The sequence below is a fragment of the Streptomyces sp. NPDC017943 genome (assembly GCF_044328425.1).
In the GTDB taxonomy this organism is placed as follows: Bacteria; Actinomycetota; Actinomycetes; order Streptomycetales; family Streptomycetaceae; genus Streptomyces; species Streptomyces djakartensis_A.
Genome location: NZ_JBIRHH010000008.1, coordinates 144,460 through 160,431 on the forward strand (window position 1 = coordinate 144,460; position 15,972 = coordinate 160,431).

At 73.4% G+C, this 15,972-nt stretch carries 14 protein-coding genes; 5 read left to right on the forward strand and 9 right to left on the reverse strand.

Annotation, left to right across the window (positions count from 1 at the left end; all coding sequences use genetic code 11):
* Positions 1–5: 5 nt before the first annotated feature.
* The 4 genes from ACH4C6_RS25630 to ACH4C6_RS25645 all read right to left on the reverse strand — a co-directional run bounded on the left by ACH4C6_RS25630 (position 6) and on the right by ACH4C6_RS25645 (position 3,554).
* Positions 6–854: a 1,4-dihydroxy-6-naphthoate synthase gene (locus tag ACH4C6_RS25630; protein ID WP_398110931.1), complete on the reverse strand. Its 849-nt coding sequence runs from the start codon at positions 852–854 to the stop codon at positions 6–8.
* On the reverse strand, positions 844–1,509 hold the full coding sequence (locus ACH4C6_RS25635; protein WP_398110932.1) for a futalosine hydrolase: 666 nt from the start codon (positions 1,507–1,509) through the stop codon (positions 844–846). Before ACH4C6_RS25635 ends, ACH4C6_RS25630 begins: the two co-directional genes overlap by 11 nt.
* Positions 1,510–1,532: 23 nt before the next feature.
* Entirely contained in the window at positions 1,533–2,006 is a 474-nt protein-coding gene (locus tag ACH4C6_RS25640; protein WP_398110933.1) for a DUF2771 domain-containing protein, read from the reverse strand.
* A 117-nt stretch (positions 2,007–2,123) separates the two neighbouring features.
* Positions 2,124–3,554 (reverse strand): MFS transporter, encoded by a 1,431-nt coding sequence (locus ACH4C6_RS25645; RefSeq protein WP_398110934.1) that lies wholly within the window; start codon positions 3,552–3,554, stop codon positions 2,124–2,126.
* A gap of 272 nt (positions 3,555–3,826) precedes the next feature.
* Between ACH4C6_RS25645 and ACH4C6_RS25650 the strand changes: the two genes are divergently transcribed.
* On the forward strand, positions 3,827–4,753 hold the full coding sequence (locus ACH4C6_RS25650) for a DUF3027 domain-containing protein (protein ID WP_398110935.1): 927 nt from the start codon (positions 3,827–3,829) through the stop codon (positions 4,751–4,753).
* Positions 4,754–4,791: 38 nt separating this feature from the next.
* On the opposite strand, the gene ACH4C6_RS25655 is transcribed toward ACH4C6_RS25650, so the two are convergent.
* A complete protein-coding gene (locus tag ACH4C6_RS25655; protein WP_398110936.1) occupies positions 4,792–5,661 on the reverse strand; it encodes a helix-turn-helix domain-containing protein in 870 nt (289 codons plus the stop codon).
* A 335-nt stretch (positions 5,662–5,996) separates the two neighbouring features.
* On the opposite strand from ACH4C6_RS25655, the gene ACH4C6_RS25660 reads away from it, so the two are divergent.
* From ACH4C6_RS25660 to ACH4C6_RS25670, 3 genes are all read left to right on the forward strand, one after another.
* Positions 5,997–6,875 (forward strand): helix-turn-helix domain-containing protein, encoded by an 879-nt coding sequence (locus ACH4C6_RS25660; RefSeq protein WP_398110937.1) that lies wholly within the window; start codon positions 5,997–5,999, stop codon positions 6,873–6,875.
* Entirely contained in the window at positions 6,872–7,075 is a 204-nt protein-coding gene (locus ACH4C6_RS25665; protein ID WP_398110938.1) for a DUF397 domain-containing protein, read from the forward strand. The genes ACH4C6_RS25660 and ACH4C6_RS25665 overlap by 4 nt, the downstream gene beginning before the upstream one ends.
* Positions 7,076–7,163: 88 nt before the next feature.
* A complete protein-coding gene (locus ACH4C6_RS25670; RefSeq protein WP_398110939.1) occupies positions 7,164–10,328 on the forward strand; it encodes a sacsin N-terminal ATP-binding-like domain-containing protein in 3,165 nt (1,054 codons plus the stop codon).
* A 21-nt stretch (positions 10,329–10,349) separates the two neighbouring features.
* Here ACH4C6_RS25670 and ACH4C6_RS25675 read toward each other — a convergent pair whose 3' ends face one another.
* From ACH4C6_RS25675 to ACH4C6_RS25685, 3 genes are all read right to left on the reverse strand, one after another.
* Complete coding sequence (locus ACH4C6_RS25675) at positions 10,350–12,743, reverse strand: HAD-IC family P-type ATPase (protein WP_398110940.1); 2,394 nt, start codon at positions 12,741–12,743, stop codon at positions 10,350–10,352.
* Between the two features lie 133 nt (positions 12,744–12,876).
* The gene (locus ACH4C6_RS25680) at positions 12,877–13,722 is read right to left on the reverse strand and encodes a class I SAM-dependent methyltransferase (protein ID WP_398110941.1); all 846 of its coding nucleotides are present in this window, start codon (positions 13,720–13,722) and stop codon (positions 12,877–12,879) included.
* Positions 13,723–13,846: 124 nt separating this feature from the next.
* Positions 13,847–14,122 (reverse strand): DUF2530 domain-containing protein, encoded by a 276-nt coding sequence (locus ACH4C6_RS25685; RefSeq protein WP_398110942.1) that lies wholly within the window; start codon positions 14,120–14,122, stop codon positions 13,847–13,849.
* A gap of 118 nt (positions 14,123–14,240) precedes the next feature.
* On the opposite strand from ACH4C6_RS25685, the gene ACH4C6_RS25690 reads away from it, so the two are divergent.
* The gene (locus ACH4C6_RS25690; RefSeq protein ID WP_398110943.1) at positions 14,241–15,695 is read left to right on the forward strand and encodes an NCS2 family permease; all 1,455 of its coding nucleotides are present in this window, start codon (positions 14,241–14,243) and stop codon (positions 15,693–15,695) included.
* Here ACH4C6_RS25690 and ACH4C6_RS25695 read toward each other — a convergent pair.
* Entirely contained in the window at positions 15,665–15,892 is a 228-nt protein-coding gene (locus ACH4C6_RS25695; RefSeq protein WP_398110944.1) for a ribbon-helix-helix protein, CopG family, read from the reverse strand. The genes ACH4C6_RS25690 and ACH4C6_RS25695 overlap by 31 nt on opposite strands.
* Positions 15,893–15,972: the final 80 nt, after the last annotated feature.

The following is a 15,972-nucleotide window of genomic DNA, read 5'->3' on the forward strand; positions in this document are numbered from 1 at the left end:
CGGGCTCAGGGGAACCGCAGCGCGTCCGGGCCGAGGGGCGGGACGAGTCCCTCGGCCGCCGCGCGGGTCAGCAGCCCGCGCACGGCGGCGTAGCCGTCCTCGCCGAGGTCGGCGGTGAACTCGTTGACGTACAGCCCGATGTGCTGGTCGGCGACGGCCGGGTCCATCTCCTGGGCGTGCTCCATGACGTACGGCCGGGACGCCTCCGGGTCGTCCCACGCGGCCCGCACGGAGGCCCGGACCGCGTCGGCGAGCAGCCGCAGCCGCTCCTCGCCCAGCGACCGCTTGGCGATGATCGCGCCGAGCGGGATCGGCAGGCCGGTGGTGCGCTCCCAGTGCTCGCCCATGTCGGCGAGCTTGTGCAGCCCGTAGTTCCGGTAGGTGAAGCGCGCCTCGTGGATCACGAGTCCCGCGTCGACCTTCCCGTCGCGCACGGCCGGCATGATCTCGTGGAACGGCATGACGACGATCTCGCCGACCCCGCCGTCCAGGGTGTCCGCGGCCCACAGCCGGAACAGCAGGTAGGCGGTCGACGTCTCGCTCGGCACCGCGACGGTCCGCCCCGTGAGGTCGGCACCCGCCTCCCGGGTCAGCACGAGCGGCCCGCAGCCGCGGCCCAGCGCGCCGCCGCAGGGCAGCAGGGCGTAGTCGTCCAGTACGTAGGGCAGGACGGCGTACGACACCTTGAGCACGTCGTGCTCGCCGCGTTCGGCCATGCCGTTGGTGATGTCGATGTCGGCGAAGGTCACGTCCAGCGCGGGGGCGCCGGGGACGCGGCCGTGGGCGAGGGCGTCGAAGACGAAGGTGTCGTTCGGGCAGGGGGAGTACGCGATCTGCAGCTGCTCAGCGGTCATGCCGGTTCCAACTCTCCAGGACGGGCGCGAGCTTCCCGAACGCCTCGGTGAGGGCCGTCAGGGCGTCGGGGATACGCCAGGCGGCGCGGTCGCGCGGTCCGACGGGATTGGAGATCGCCCGGATCTCCAGTACGGGCACTTCTTGCGCGGCGGCGGCCTCGGCGACGCCGAAGCCCTCCATCGCCTCGGCGAGGGCGGTCGGGTGCCGCTCGGCCAGCGCCGCGGCCCGGGCGGCGGTGCCGGTCACGGTCGACACGGTCAGTACGGCGCCGGCCGGGGCGCCGGTGGCGTCGGCGGCCCGGCGCACCAGGGCGGCGGGCGGCTCGTGCCGGACCGTGCCGAAGCCCAGCTCGGTGACCGACAGGAAGCCGTCCTCGGTCTGCGCACCGAGGTCGGCCGCGACGATCTCGTCGGCGATCACGAGTGATCCCGGGGGTGCCGCGGGCAGGAACCCGCCGCCGATGCCGGCGGAGACGACGAGGTCGTAGGGGGTGCCGCGCAGGGCGGCGGTGGTGAGGGCGGAGGCGGTCGAGGCCGCGGCGAGCGCGGGTCCGACCCCGGCGGCGATCACGTCCGTGCCGCCGCCGCTGCTGCTGCCGCGCAGGCCCGCGGCCACCGCGTCCCGCTCCACGGGAACCGCGGTGGCGACCAGCACCCGGTGGGGCTCGGCGGCAGCGATCAGGCGTCCTTCTTGAGCTTGAAGTTCCAGAGGCCCTGGGTGTCCTTCTCGCCGGCCTTGATGGACACCAGCGTGGAGTTGCCCTGCGCGCCGTACTGGGCGTTGAAGAACACGCTGCCCGGGATCGTGCGGTAGGTCTTCTTGCTGGCCTCGGTCAGCGGCTGACCGTTCATCAGGATCGTCCAGCCCTCGTCGGCGATCTCCGGGTCGACACCGAACCGGACGGTCTCGTCGGGGTCGACGGAGATGCTCTTGATGCCCTTGTCCTTCAGGCACTGGCTGAGCGCGGAGGTCTTCAGGGACTTGCCCTCGCCGCCGCAGGTGGCCTCGGAGCTCACCGAGTCGCTGCCCACGGTCAGCGTGGCCATCGACGTCGGCTTGTCACAGGCCGACAGGACGAGCAGTCCGGCGGATACGACGCCGGCGGCGGCGACGGCGCGGCGGCGTCGCACAGCGGATTGCAACGTGTTCATGGGCGAAGGCTATCGGGCCCGCGGGTCACACCGCCCACGCGGGGTCCGGCGCGCCCGTGCCACCCCTTGTCCGGGTCCGGCTCGGGTGCCCGCGTGGTGTCTCACCGGCCGGGGCTCCTAGGCCACACGGGCCCGGCCCGTGCCGCCGCGCCGGGCCGAGTCGATCAGGCCGCGGGCGTTCGCCAGCCAGCCGGTGCCGACGATCGCCGCGCCGACCGCGAGCCCCGCCGTGCCGTTGAGCGGCATGACGATGCCGATCGCCCCGCCCAGCACCCAGGACATCTGCAGCAGTGTCTCGGAGCGGGCGAAGGCCGAGGTGCGGACCAGCTCGGGCACGTCCCGCTGGATCAGCGCGTCCAGCGACAGCTTGGCCAGTGCCTGGGCGAAGCCCGCGATCGCGGCCAGCACGGCGACGAGGATCGCCCCGAAGAACACCGCGGCCGTGATCGCCGCGCCCAGCACGCACGCCACGACCGTCACGATGATGATCTCCGGGGCCCGGGAGCGCAGCCACGCCCCGACGGCCGTGCCGAGCGCGTTGCCGGCCCCCGCGGCGACGCCCACTATCCCCAGGGACACGGCGGCGCTCTGGCCGGAGATCGGGTGCTCGCGCAGCAGGAACGCGAGGAAGAAGATCAGGAAGCCGGTGAGGCAGCGGATGGAGGCGTTGACGGCCAGGGCGTGGGTGACGGCCGGCCCGACCGTCCGCAGCCCGGGGCGTTTGACCGGCCGGCGGTGGGGCCCGTGCAGGTGCTGCTCGTCCGCGGCCAGCAGGGCGCGGTCCTCGCCCTTGGCGGAGTCGACCTTCGGCGGCAGGGTGAACGACAGGAACGTTCCCGCGATGAAGATCAGGAAGGCGCCGTAGAGCGGCCAGCGCGGGCCGATCTGCTGGAGCCCCGCGCCGATGGGGGCGGCGATGCCGGTGGCGAGGAGGCCGCCCAGGGTGACCCGCGAGTTGGCCTTGACCAGGGAGAAGCGCGGGGGCAGCAGTCGCGGCACCACGGCGCTTCTGACCACGCCGTACGCCTTCGAGGCGACGAGGACGCCGAGCGCCGCCGGGTAGAGCTGCAGGCTGCCGCTGGCGACGGCGCCGGACAGCACGAGCGCGAGCAGCGCCCGGGCGAACATCGCCCCGGCCATCGCGGCGCGGCGGCCGTGCGGGATGCGGTCGAGGAGGGGGCCGATGACGGGGGCGAGGAGGGTGAAGGGCGCCATCGTGATGGCGAGGTAGAGCGCGACGCGCCCGCGCGCCTCGTCGGTCGGCACGGAGAAGAACACCGTGGAGGCGAGGGCCACGGTGATCATGACGTCGCCGGCGCCGTTGACCGCGTGCAGTTCGATCAGCTTGCCGAGGCCGGACTCGCCGGCGCCGTGCGCGTGGGTGGCCTTGCGGATGCCGCGGGCGGTTCCGGTGAACGGGAAGTGCAGGGCGCGCCCGAACGCGCGGAAGGGGCCCCGACGGCCCGGCGTGTGCGGTCGGCTGGTTCCCTTGACCCCTTTCGACCCACCGGTCCCGGTGGCGCCCTGGGGCGTCTTCGCGGCTGCCACGTCGTCATAGTGCCCCGATAAGGCTGTGGCTAGTGCCATTACCGCTTGTATAGGGCCTCTGGGGTGACTGTCCGGGGGCGATCGGTGATGACCGGTCCGGTGGGTATCAGGACCGTCGGTGTACGCGAAGTGGGGCGGAAGGGTAGCGTGCGTATCTCAGCCATCCCGCAGAATGGATGAAGGACGTCGACGCGGTCCCCCGGTCCGCTCCGTCCGTCCCCGCGCCGGGAGTGGCGCACTCGTGAGACGGCGTATGGAGAGAAGCGATACCTGTGAGCGCAGCGACAACGCGAAGCCGCACCCCTGACCGCCTGTGCGCCGAGGCCGTCGACCTCGCACGCGCCGCCGCCGAGGAGGCCGCCGCGCCGGGGATCGTCGGCGAGCACGTGGGGGCGGTCTCCGAGGGGGACCGCGTTGTCACGCACTTCTTCGCGTGCCGGGAACTGGGCTACCGGGGCTGGCGCTGGGCCGTGACCGTGGCCCGCGCGTCCCGTGCGAAGGTGGTCACGGTCGACGAGGCGGTCCTGCTGCCCGGGCCGGACGCGGTGCTGGCGCCCGAGTGGGTGCCGTGGAGCGAGCGGCTGCGGCCGGGCGACATGGGCCCGGGCGACCTGCTCCCCACGGACGCCGAGGACCTGCGCCTGGAGCCCGGCTTCTCCGGTGAGGAGGAGCCGCCGCCCAACTCCGCGGTCTCCCACGAGATGGCCGACCTGGTGGAGGCGGAGGACGCCGACGTCACCGGGGACGGCCCCGCCCGCCTCCCGCTCACCCCGTCGCGCGGCTCCATCGCCGCCGTCGCGGAGGAGCTGGGCATGCGCCGCGCCCGGGTGCTGTCCCGCTACGGGCTGCACACCGCGGCCGACCGCTGGGAGGAGGCGTTCGGCGCCAAGACCCCCATGGCCCAGTCGGCCCCCGCGTCCTGTGTCAGCTGCGGCTTCCTGGTCCCGATCGGCGGCTCCCTCGGCCAGGCCTTCGGCGCCTGCGCCAACGAGTTCTCCCCGGCCGACGGCCGGCTGGTCTCCCTGGCCTACGGCTGCGGCGGCCACTCCGAGGCGGCCGTCATGCCCCGCCCGCCGCAGCCGGCCCCGCCGGTCGTGGACGAGACGCGCGTGGACCCCTTCCCGCTCCGCCCGGCCCCGGACTCCGGCTCGGTGCCGGTCACGGACGACGACACCTCGGCCGACCTCGGCCACTCGTAGCGTGCCCCGGGGGCCGGCGGTGGTGCGCCGGCCTCCTCTCAGAGCCCCAGGTGCGTGAGGCAGCGGCGGCAGTGGCTCTCGGTCGCCGGGGCGCGGAAGGCGCGGTCGCAGGTCTCGCAGGAGCGCAGCGGGTGGCGTGGCGCGGGTGGGGGGATCGGGGCGGCGTACGGGGGCGGGTCCGGCAGCCGGGCCGTGAGGCGGTGGGCGAGCAGCGCCGCGGGGCGGCGCAGGGGCCCGTCGGGGAGACCGGTGGTCAGGGCGTGGCGTACGGCGGCGGGTGCGACGTCGCGCTCCAGCCAGGCCGCCACGCCGGGGGCCAGATGCGCGGTGTCCGTCGCGGACAGCAGCAGGCGGGGGTCGGACCGGCGCAGGCCGGTGAGGAGATCGGTCGCCTGCTGGTGCAGCGCGGTGGCTGCGGCGGGGGTCGGCCGGGGGACGGCGGGGAGGGCCTTGGGGGGCCGGGGCCTTCGTGCCGGTTCCGGCCGGGGCCGCGGGTCGGGGCAGTCGGAGTCGGCCGGCCCTCGCCGGTGGCCCGGTTGGTTGCAGGAGATGGTCCGGGTGACGATACGGCCGGTGGGGGTGCGGACGCGTTCACGCCGGAGGTAGCCGTGGGCTTCCAGTTCGCGCAGGGCGCCGGCGATCCGCGTGGTGCCCTCCGTGAACCGCGCGGCGAGGCTCTTGATGTCCACGGGCGTCCCGGCGGGCAGCGACTGGATGTGGCAGCCCAGGCCGATCGCGAGGAGCGACAACTCCTCGTGCTGGGCGAGGTGGTTGCCGATCACCACGAAGCGGGTGGTGTGGCGGGTGTTCTCGTGGACGACGCCGCCCGAGCGGTGACGCGAACGGGTCGAATTGCGGTCGGCGGCTGACCGGGCGCGCGAGGGCGCGCTAGGGTTTTGGGTATCCATCGGGAAGGGGCTGTTCTTCCTTGGTGGTCAGGCCCTCGCACTGGGATTGCCGTCCCGGCGGGGGCCGAAGTCTTTTTCGGTTGTGTGCGCTGAGCGTAGAGGTGCCGGGCCCCCGAAAATCCAGCTCAGCCGGTGATGTTCACCCGCCCGAGTGAGCGCGCGCCGCCGGGCGGGAAAGGGTGGGGCTTGGCGGGGTCCTTTCTCCCGCGGTTCTTTTCTCTGGAGAGCACCGACGGCACCGGAGCCCGGGAATGCGGGTTCCGGCAACCGGCGTGCCGTCACCCGCTGTGCGTCTATGGTCACTTCGGGTGTTCGTTCCGAGGGAGAGGTGCGGCATGACGGCGGTCGAGGCGGGGACGGGTCGGCTCAAGAGCGAGGCGGACGAGCCGGGTTGGGAGGTGGACCCGGACGACGAGTGGGGTGTCGCGGTCATCACCACCGTCGGCAGGCAGCTCAAGCTGCGGCGCGAGGCGGCGGGGATGCGGGCCGCCGAGTTCGGCCGGGCGGTCGGCTACGGCGAGGACATGGTCTACAAGATCGAGGGCGGCAAGCGGATCCCCCGCCAGGAGTTCCTCGACCGGGCGGACGAGGTCCTGGACGCGGGTGGACTCCTCGCGGCGGCCTGGGAGGACGTGAAGAAGGTCCGGTATCCGCAGAAGGTTCGTGCGCTGGGGAAACTGGAAGCGCGAGCGGCCGAGATCGCGGTGTACCAGTCCAACAGCATCAACGGCTTGTTGCAGACGCCCGAACACGCGCGGGCTGTCATCGGCGCGGCACAGCCGCCCTACTCTCCTGACGACGTGGAGCGCATGGTGGCTGCGCGTATCGCACGGCGTTCCGTCTTCGAGCGTGATCCGGCGCCGGCCCTCAGCTTCGTCCTGGAAGAGGGGGTCGTGCGTCGGCCCATCGGAGGCACAATGGTGTGGCGTCGGCAGCTCGAACGCCTGTTGGAGGTGGGGAGGTTGCACAACGTCGTGTTGCAGGTGATGCCGATGAACTGCGAGACCCACTCCGGGACCGACGGCACGATCGAGCTGCTGAAGTTCGCGGACGGTACGGCGGTGGGCCGGGCCGACGGTGAGTTCAACGGGCGGCCGACGTCCGACCTCAAACACCTGCGCATCCTTGAACTGCAGTATGGGACGATCCGAGCCCAGGCGCTCTCGCCGCGGGAGTCGCTGACCCTCATCGAGCAACTGCTGGGAGAAAGATGATCCGCGAGATCACCGCCGGGGGCGAGCCGGCGTGGTTCAAGAGCAGCTACAGCAGTGGCAACAACGGTGAGTCGTGCGTCGAACTCGCCCTCACCCCCGGCGCCGTCCTCGTCCGCGACTCCAAGGACGCCGACGGCCCCCGCATCGGCTTCACCCCGGGCACCTGGGCGGCGTTCGTGCCGTACGCCTCCCGGGTCTGACGCCCGGCGCACCGGGCCCGCGCCGCTCACGGCCGTCTCGCCGCCCCGCCGGGGAGCGGTACCTTCGACCTCACGCCGATCAGGGCCGATGAGGAGAGTCAACGTGAGCAGCAAGTTCGTGCGCCCCGCCGCCGAGGGTGCCGACCCCTTCGGCACGGCCCGGCTGCGGCGCGGTGTCCTCGACGCCTGGGCCACCAGCCCGGCCCGGTTCCGTGAGGACGCCAACGCCGAGGAGGACCTGGTCCTGGGCGGCTACCGGGACCGGCTCGTCGTCGAACTGGCCCAGAACGCCGCCGACGCCGCGGCCCGCTCCGGGGCCGCCGGGCGGCTGCGGCTGACGCTGCGCGACGGGGTGCTCGTCGCCGCCAACACCGGTGCCCCGCTGGACGCGGCCGGTGTCGAGTCGCTGTCCACGCTGCGGGCGTCCGCGAAACGCGACACGCCCTCCGTCGGGCGGTTCGGCGTCGGCTTCGCCGCCGTGCTGTCCGTCACCGACGAGCCCGCCGTCGTCGGCCGGCACGGCGGGGTGCGCTGGTCCCTCGCCGAGGCCAGGGACCTGGCCGCCGACACCGCACGGCACAGCCCCGGTCTCGGTGACGAGGTGCGCCGGCGCGACGGCCACGTCCCGCTGCTGCGGCTGCCGTTCGCCGCCGAGGGCACCGCGCCCGCCCCGTACGACACGGCCGTCATCCTGCCGCTGCGCGACGCGGCCGCCGCCGATCTCGCCGAGCGGCTGCTGCGGTCCGTCGACGACGCGCTGCTGCTCGCCCTGCCCGGGCTGGAGGAGGTCGTCGTCGAGATCGGCGACGAGAGCCCGCGCACCCTCACCCGCCGCACCGACGGTCCCTTCACCGTCGTCGACGACTCCCGCGACGGCGTCACCCACTGGCGCATCGCCGCCGCCCACGGCCCCCTCGACCCGGGCCTGCTCGCCGACCGGCCCGTCGAGGAACGGCTGCGGCCGCACTGGTCGGTCACCTGGGCCGTGCCCGTGGACGGCGACGGCGGCCCGGCCCGGCCGCGCACCAGCCCCGTGGTGCACGCCCCCACGCCCAGCGACGAGCCGCTCGGTGTCCCCGCGCTGCTCATCGCGTCCTTCCCGCTGGACTCCACGCGCCGCCACGCCGCCCCGGGCCCGCTGACCGACTTCCTGGTCGAGCGTGCCGCCGACGCCTACGCCGCACTCCTCGCCGCCTGGCGCCCGGTGTCCACCGGCATCATCGACCTGGTGCCCGGCCCGCTCGGCAAGGGCGAACTGGACGGCGCCCTGCGGCACGCGGTCCTCCAGCGGCTGCCGCGCACCGCGTTCCTCCCGCCCGCGCTCCCGCCGGAGGAGGACGACGACCTGCCCGAGTCCCTGCGGCCGCGGGACGCCGAACTCGTCGAGGGCGCGGGCGCGGACGCCGTGCGGGTCCTCGCCGAGGTGCTGCCCACGCTGCTGCCCGCCGGACTGGAGCGCCGCCCCGAGCTGCGCACCCTCGGTGTCGCCCGGGTCCCCCTGACCGACGCGATCGACCGGCTGGCCGGGCTGGAGAAGGAGCCGGGCTGGTGGCGGCGGCTCTACGACAGTCTCGCCGGGGTCGACCCGGACCGGCTGTCGGGACTGCCCGTGCCGCTGGCCGGGGGCGGGCCCGAGACGTCCGGCGGCGGAGCGGGGCGTACGACGATCGGGCCGCGGCAGGTGCTGCTGCCCGGGCCGGAGACCGCCCGCATCGACCCGGAGGTCCTGGCCCGGCTGGGGCTGAAGGTCGCCCACCCGGACGCCGTCCATCCGATCCTGGAGAAGCTGGGGGCCTTGCCCGCCACCCCGCGGGCCGTCCTCACCACCCCGCAGGTGAGGACCGCCGTCGCCGCCTCCCTGGACGACGAGGGCGGGCTGAACTGGGAGGACGACGTCCTCGACGCCGAGGAGCTGGCCGACACCGTGCTGGGCCTGGTCCGGGACGCCGGTCTGGAGCCCGGCGAGGAGCCCTGGCTCGGCGCGCTCGCCCTGCCCGACGAGGACGGCGAACCGGCCCCGGCGTGCGAACTGGTCTACCCGGGCGGGCCGTTCGCCGGGGTCATGCGGGAGGGCGAACTGGCCTTCGTGGACGCGGAGCTGGCGTCGCGCTGGGGGGAGCAGCCGCTGGCCGCGTGCGGGGTGCTGGTGGACTTCGCGCTGGTGCGCGCCACCGACGTCGTCCTCGACCCGGACGAACTGGAGCCGCGCGAGGGCGACTTCGCGGAGCCGGACGATCCGGGTCTGCTGGACGCCGTCGACGTGTGGTGCGAGGACGTGCTCGACCGGTTCCCCGACAGCCCGGTGCCGCCGGTGGCGACCGAGATCGTCGCGGTGCGGGACCTGGACCTGGTCGACGAGGACAAGTGGCCGCAGGCGCTGGCGCTGCTGTCCCGGCCGCCGCTGCGGGACGCCCTGGTGCAGCCCGTGCGGATCCTGCTGCACGACGGGACGCACGAGGTCGTCCGGCCGTACACCGCCTGGTGGCTGCGCGGGAACCCCGTGCTGGACGGCCGCCGCCCGGCGGGCCTGCGCTCGGCCGGAGGGGACCGGCTGCTGCGGGGCCTGTACGACGAGGCCGACGCCACCGGCTTCGACGACGAGCAGGTGCTGCGGGCGCTGGGCGTGCGCACGTCCGTCGCCGCGCTGCTGGACGAGCCCGGCGGCGCCGCCGAACTGCTCGACCGGCTGGCCGACCCGGAGCGGGAGGTGACGGCCGCGCAACTGCACGCGCTGTACGGGGCGCTGGCCGACCTGGACCCGGACCAGGTGACCCTGCCGGACGATCTGCGCGCGGTCGTCGACGGCCGGGTGGAGGTCGTGGACGCGGCCGACGCGGTGGTCTGCGACTCGCCCGACCTGCTGCCGTTCACCCGGGGTGTGCCCCTGCTGCCGGTACGCCCGGCCCGGGCCGCGGAGCTGGCCGAGCTGTTCCAGGTGCGGCGGCTCAGCGAGTCCGTCACCGGCGAGGTCACCTCCGAGGGCACCGGGCACGAGGTGCCGGAGGCGGTGCGGACGCTGCTCGGGGCGCGGACCCCGGCGTCCTACGTCGAGCACGAGGAACTCGTCGTGGACGGGGTGGAGATCGACTGGCGGCTGACCGACGACGGTGTGCTGCACGCGGCCACCCTGGAGGGCGTCGCCGCCGGACTCGCCTGGGCGGCGGGCCAGTGGCCCCGCCGCTTCGAGGTGGCAGCCCTCCTGGAGGACCCGTCCCGCACCGAGGAACTGGCTCGTGACCGGTGGTTCGACTGAGCCACTCACGCTCGGTCTGACTCACGCGGGGAAGCGGCGGTCCACCCCTCTCCACAACAGCTCCAGGGCGGCCGCCGCCACCGCCGCGATGCCGACGGCGGTCCACGGCATCGTCATCCCCACCAGCTTCAGCGCGAAGAAGTGCTGCAACCACGGGACCACCAGCACCAGCAGGAACGCCCCGCCCATCGCGGCGACCAGCGCGATCCGCCACCAGGTGTAGGGCCGGGCGATGATCGCCAGCACCCACATCGACACGAGGAACAGTGTCAGCGTCGCCGCGCTGGTCTCCGCGTCCAGCGCGCCCGGCCCCGCGTAGTGCCCCCGGGCGAGGAGGTACGTGGCGAAGGTGGCCACCGCCGCGACCACCCCGCCGGGGATCGCGTACCGCATGACCCGCCGGACGAAGTGCGGCCTCGCGCGCTCCTTGTTGGGCGCGAGCGCCAGGAAGAACGCCGGGACGCCGATCGTCAGCGTCGACAGCAGGGTCAGATGGCGGGGCAGGAACGGGTACTCCACCTGCGAGCACACCACCAGGACGGCCAGCAGTACCGAGTACACCGTCTTGACGAGGAACAGCGTCGCCACGCGCGTGATGTTGCCGATCACCCGGCGGCCCTCGGCGACCACCGACGGCAGGGTCGCGAAGCTGTTGTTGAGCAGCACGATCTGCGCGACCGCCCGGGTCGCCTCCGAGCCGGAGCCCATCGCCACACCGATGTCGGCGTCCTTGAGGGCGAGCACGTCGTTGACGCCGTCGCCCGTCATCGCGACGGTGTGCCCGCGCGACTGCAACGCCCCGACCATGTTCCGCTTCTGCTGCGGGGTGACCCGGCCGAACACCGTGCCGTCGTCGACCGCGTCCGCCATGCCGTCCTGGTCGTCGGGCAGCCGCCGCGCGTCCACGGTGGTCCCGGACAGCCCCAGCTTGGCGGCGACCGCGCCGACCGAGACCGCGTTGTCGCCCGAGATGACCTTGGCCCGTACGTCCTGGTCGGCGAAGTAGCGCAGGGTGTCGGCCGCGTCCGGCCGCAGCCGCTGCTCCAGCACGACCAGGGCGGTGGGCTCGGCGCCCTCGGTCACCCGGGGATCGCCGAGGTCCCGGGCGACCCGGACGAGCAGCAGCACCCGCAGGCCCTGCTCGTTGAGCCGGCCGGTCTCCGCGAGCGCCTCGTCGTCGTCCGCCAGCAGCACGTCCGGCGCGCCCAGCAGCCACCGCGAGGTCCGCCCGCCGCCCTCGTCGAAGGCGGCACCGCTGTACTTGCGGGCCGAGGAGAACGGCAGCGCCTCGGTGCAGGGCCAGTCCGCCACGGCCGGGTACGCGTCGATGATCGCCTTCAGCGAGGCGTTGGGCCGCGGGTCCGACGCGCCGAGGGCGCCGAGCACCTTCCGCACGTGCGTCTCGTCCGCGCCCCGGAGCGGGTGCATCCCCGTGACGTCCATGCCGCCCTCGGTGAGGGTGCCGGTCTTGTCCAGGCAGACGGTGTCGACCCGGGCCAGACCCTCGATCGCGGGCAGCTCCTGGACCAGGCACTGCTTGCGGCCCAGCCGGATCACGCCGATGGCGAAGGCGACCGAGGTGAGCAGGACCAGACCCTCGGGGACCATCGGGACGATGCCGCCGACCGTGCGGGCGACGGAGTCGTCGAAGGCGTTCTCCTTCACGAACAGCTGGCTGACGATCAGGCCGATCGCGGTCGGGACCATCATCCAGGTGACGTACTTCAGGATCGTGGAGATGCCCGAGCGCAGCTCGGACTGGACGAGCGTGAACCGGGAGGCCTCCTCGGCGAGCTGCGCCGCGTACGCCTCCCGGCCGACCTTCGTGGCCTGGAACGCCCCGCCGCCCGCCACCACGAAACTGCCGGACATCACCGGGTCGCCGGGCTGCTTGACGACCGGGTCGGCCTCGCCGGTGAGCAGCGACTCGTCGATCTCCAGCCCGTCGGCCTCGGCGCACACCCCGTCCACGACGACCTTGTCGCCCGGGCCGATCTCGATCAGGTCGTCCAGGACGATCTCGGAGGTGTGGACCTGCGCGGCGGCCCCGTCGCGGCGCACGGTCGGGCGCACCTCACCGATCACCGCGAGCGAGTCCAGGGTCTTCTTCGCCCGCCACTCCTGCACGATGCCGATGCCGGTGTTGGCGAGGATCACGAACCCGAACAGGCTGTCCTGGATCGGTGCGACGACCAGCATGATCAGCCACAGCACGCCGATGATCGCGTTGAAGCGGGTGAAGACGTTCGCCCGGACGATCTCGGCGACCGACCGGCTGCTGCGCACCGGCACGTCGTTGACCTGCCCGCGCCGCACCCGCTCGGCGACCTGGGCGCCGGTCAGCCCCGTCTCGCGTGAGGTGATCGTCCCCGGCGGTGCGGAGCCGGTCCGGGCACCCGCGTCGAGATGCGTCATGCCTTCGACGGTACGTGCGGTCGTGTCGCTTCACCCGCCGAATGCGGCGAAGATCCGACCTGGGAAGGACCGGCTTCGTGCCGTGGTCGTACGGCAGTTGCACCCCGTCCGACCGCGGTGCCGCCGCCGGGTGTCAGCCGGCCCGGCGGGCGGTGAGCAGCAGGTACTCCCACTCCAGAGGCGTCCCGTCCTGCCCCGCCGCGAGGCCGCCGTCGCGGGCCAGGGCGACCAGGTCCCGGTCGAGGGCGGCGGCGCGGCCGGGCTCGCCGGCGAGGTTCTTGTAGACGGTGATGGTGGGGCCGTAGCGCTCCTTGAAGTAGTCGCGGAAGGCCTCCGGTGTGGCGAAGCGGTCGACCCGGACCGTCCGGCGCTCGGCGCGCACGTCCGTGACCCGGTCGCCGAGGAGGCTGCGCACATGCTCCTCGTCGCCCCACAGCGGGGGCGGCTGCGCGCCGGGCGGGGGCGGCGGCGCGTAGGGCTTCATCGCGGCGAACATCCGCCCGATGAACCCCTGAGGTGTCCAGCTCAGCACGCCGATGGTGCCGCCGGGGCGGCAGACCCGGACGAGTTCGCCGGCGGCCCGCTCGTGATGCGGGGCGAACATCACGCCGACGCAGGACAGCACGGTGTCGAACGCGGCGTCGCGGAACGGCAGGGCCTCGGCGTCGGCCTCCTGCCAGGTGAGCCGCGCGCCCTGCCTCTCGGCCGCGAGCCGTCCGGCCTCGAAGAGCTCGGGGGTCAGGTCGGAGGCGACGACGTCCGCGCCGGCCAGGGCCGCCGGGATCGCGGCGTTGCCGGACCCGGCCCCGACGTCCAGTACCCGCTGCCCGGGACCCACCCCGCACGCCTCGACCAGGATCGCCCCCAGTTCGGGAATGACCTCGGCGGCCAGGGAGGGGTAGTCGCCCTGGGCCCACATCGCGCGGTGCTTGGCCTTCAGTGCCCGGTCGACGTCGGCCGTGCTGTTCTGCGTGGTCATGGCTGCGCTCCTCACCGGTCGGGCGGCGGTGTCGCACCGACGGTCCCGGGCGCACCCGGCCGCCTCCTTCGAGCGTAGGGACGAGCCGGGGGAGTGTCTCCCCGGGGAGCGGGGCGGGACGGCGCTATCCGGCCGGGGGCGCCGGGGCCTGCCCGCCGGACGCCGACCGCTTGATGGCGGCGTCCCGCCTGCGGACGTACCAGATGCCGATGAGGCCGAGCCCGCCGCCGGCCAGGCAGGTCCACACCCACCAGGTGTGGCCGTGGTCGTCGAACCAGCCGTAGAAGGGGAGCTGCACCAGGAAGAGGACGAACCACAGGATCGTGCCGCCGGTGATGGTGGCGACCACGGGCCCCTCCAGGGGCTCCGGCGCCTCGTGTCGGGGGGTCCACTTCGCCATGGGGGACAGCTTACGAGGCGATCAGGTCTACGCGCGGAGATGGCCGACCCGGGCCTCATATGTTCATACTGAAACGGTTTGCGTTTGACCACTTCTCTTCGTAGGAAACACCAAATACATGTCCTCCTCGGCTCCCGCCAAGGTCCCCGCCCCTGATCAGCAGCCGGGAGCCGGGCCCACGTACGGCGCACTCGACCGCTTCTTCCGGATCTCCGAGCGGGGCAGCACCCTGCCCCGCGAGGTCCGCGGCGGTCTCGCCACCTTCTTCGCGATGGCCTACATCATCGTGCTGAACCCGATCATCCTCGGCAGCGCGAAGGACATGTACGGCCACCAGCTGGACAACGGCCAGCTGGTCACCGCCACGGCCCTGACCGCCGCGTTCACCACGCTGCTCATGGGTGTCGTCGGCAACGTCCCGATCGCGCTCGCCGCCGGTCTCGGCGTGAACTCGGTCGTCGCCCTCCAGCTCGCCCCGCGCATGTCCTGGCCGGACGCGATGGGCATGGTCGTCCTGGCCGGCTTCGTCGTGATGCTGCTGGTCGCCACGGGTCTGCGCGAGCGCGTGATGAACGCCGTCCCGCACGGGCTGCGCAAGGCGATCTCCATCGGTATCGGCCTGTTCATCCTGCTGATCGGCCTGGTGGACGCGGGCTTCGTCTCCCGGATCCCCGACGCCGCCCAGACCACCGTCCCGCTGCAGCTGGGCGCCACCGGGCACCTGGAGGGGTGGCCCGTCCTGGTCTTCGTGCTGGGCGTCCTGCTGACCCTGGCGCTGATCGTGCGCAAGGTCTCGGGCGCGATCCTGATCTCGATCGTCGCCATGACGGTCCTCGCGGTCGTCATCAACGCGGTCGCGAAGGTGCCGAGCTGGGGCCTGACCACGCCCAAGTGGCCCGGCAACCCCGTCGCCAGCCCCGATTTCGGGCTGATCGGCCAGGTCAGCCTGTTCGGCGGCTTCGACAAGGTCGGTGTGCTGACCGGTGTGCTGTTCGTCTTCACGGTGCTGCTGTCGTGCTTCTTCGACGCGATGGGCACGATCATGGGCGTCTCCGACGAGGCGAAGCTGACCGACGGCGAGGGGCAGATGCCCGGCATCAACAAGGTGCTGTTCGTCGACGGTCTCGCGGTCGCCGCGGGCGGTGCCAGCTCCTCCTCGGCGACGACCGCCTTCGTCGAGTCCACGGCCGGGGTCGGCGAAGGTGCCCGGACGGGCCTGGCCAACGTCGTCACCGGCTCCCTGTTCGCCGTCGCGCTGTTCCTGACGCCGGTCGCCACGATGGTCCCGTCGCAGGCGGCCACCCCCGCCCTGGTCGCGGTGGGCTTCCTGATCCTGGCCGGGTCGGTGAAGGAGATCGACTGGGCGGACTACACGATCGCCGCACCGGCCTTCGTGACGATGGTGATGATGCCGTTCACCTACTCGATCACCAACGGCATCGGCATGGGCTTCATCACCTTCGTGGTCCTGCGGCTCGCGGTGGGCCGGGGCCGTGAGGTGCCGGCGGCCATGTACGCGGTGGCGGCGGTCTTCGCCTTCTACTACCTGATGCCGGCGCTGGGCCTGACCTGATCGCCGTCCTCGGAGCCGGGTGAACCGTAGAACCGCTCCGTCTCCTCGACCGCGGCCTGGAACCGCTGGTCGAAGTCATCCCGAATGAGCGTCCGGACGACATAGTCCTGGACGCTCATTCCCCTTTTCGCGGCATGGTGCCGGAGCCGTTCGAGCAGGTCGTGGTCTATTCGCAGGCTGAGCACGCTGGTCCCCATGCCCATGAGGGTCGCGGCACCGTTCGGGGCGGTGTGTCCCGTTCCGCCCCCGCGTCACTCGAACGAGTGATCTCGCGGGG

Bases quoted from the DNA above. Each gene is read 5' to 3' on its own strand.
- ACH4C6_RS25630 (WP_398110931.1), bottom strand. From the start codon at position 854: ATGACCGCTGAGCAGCTGCAGATCGCGTACTCCCCCTGCCCGAACGAC.
- ACH4C6_RS25640 (WP_398110933.1), bottom strand. From the start codon at position 2,006: ATGAACACGTTGCAATCCGCTGTGCGACGCCGCCGCGCCGTCGCCGCC.
- ACH4C6_RS25655 (WP_398110936.1), bottom strand. From the start codon at position 5,661: ATGGATACCCAAAACCCTAGCGCGCCCTCGCGCGCCCGGTCAGCCGCC.
- ACH4C6_RS25660 (WP_398110937.1), top strand. From the start codon at position 5,997: ATGACGGCGGTCGAGGCGGGGACGGGTCGGCTCAAGAGCGAGGCGGAC.
- ACH4C6_RS25665 (WP_398110938.1), top strand. From the start codon at position 6,872: ATGATCCGCGAGATCACCGCCGGGGGCGAGCCGGCGTGGTTCAAGAGC.
- ACH4C6_RS25670 (WP_398110939.1), top strand. From the start codon at position 7,164: ATGAGGAGAGTCAACGTGAGCAGCAAGTTCGTGCGCCCCGCCGCCGAG.
- ACH4C6_RS25675 (WP_398110940.1), bottom strand. From the start codon at position 12,743: ATGACGCATCTCGACGCGGGTGCCCGGACCGGCTCCGCACCGCCGGGG.
- ACH4C6_RS25680 (WP_398110941.1), bottom strand. From the start codon at position 13,722: ATGACCACGCAGAACAGCACGGCCGACGTCGACCGGGCACTGAAGGCC.
- ACH4C6_RS25685 (WP_398110942.1), bottom strand. From the start codon at position 14,122: ATGGCGAAGTGGACCCCCCGACACGAGGCGCCGGAGCCCCTGGAGGGG.
- ACH4C6_RS25690 (WP_398110943.1), top strand. From the start codon at position 14,241: ATGTCCTCCTCGGCTCCCGCCAAGGTCCCCGCCCCTGATCAGCAGCCG.
- ACH4C6_RS25695 (WP_398110944.1), bottom strand. From the start codon at position 15,892: ATGGGGACCAGCGTGCTCAGCCTGCGAATAGACCACGACCTGCTCGAA.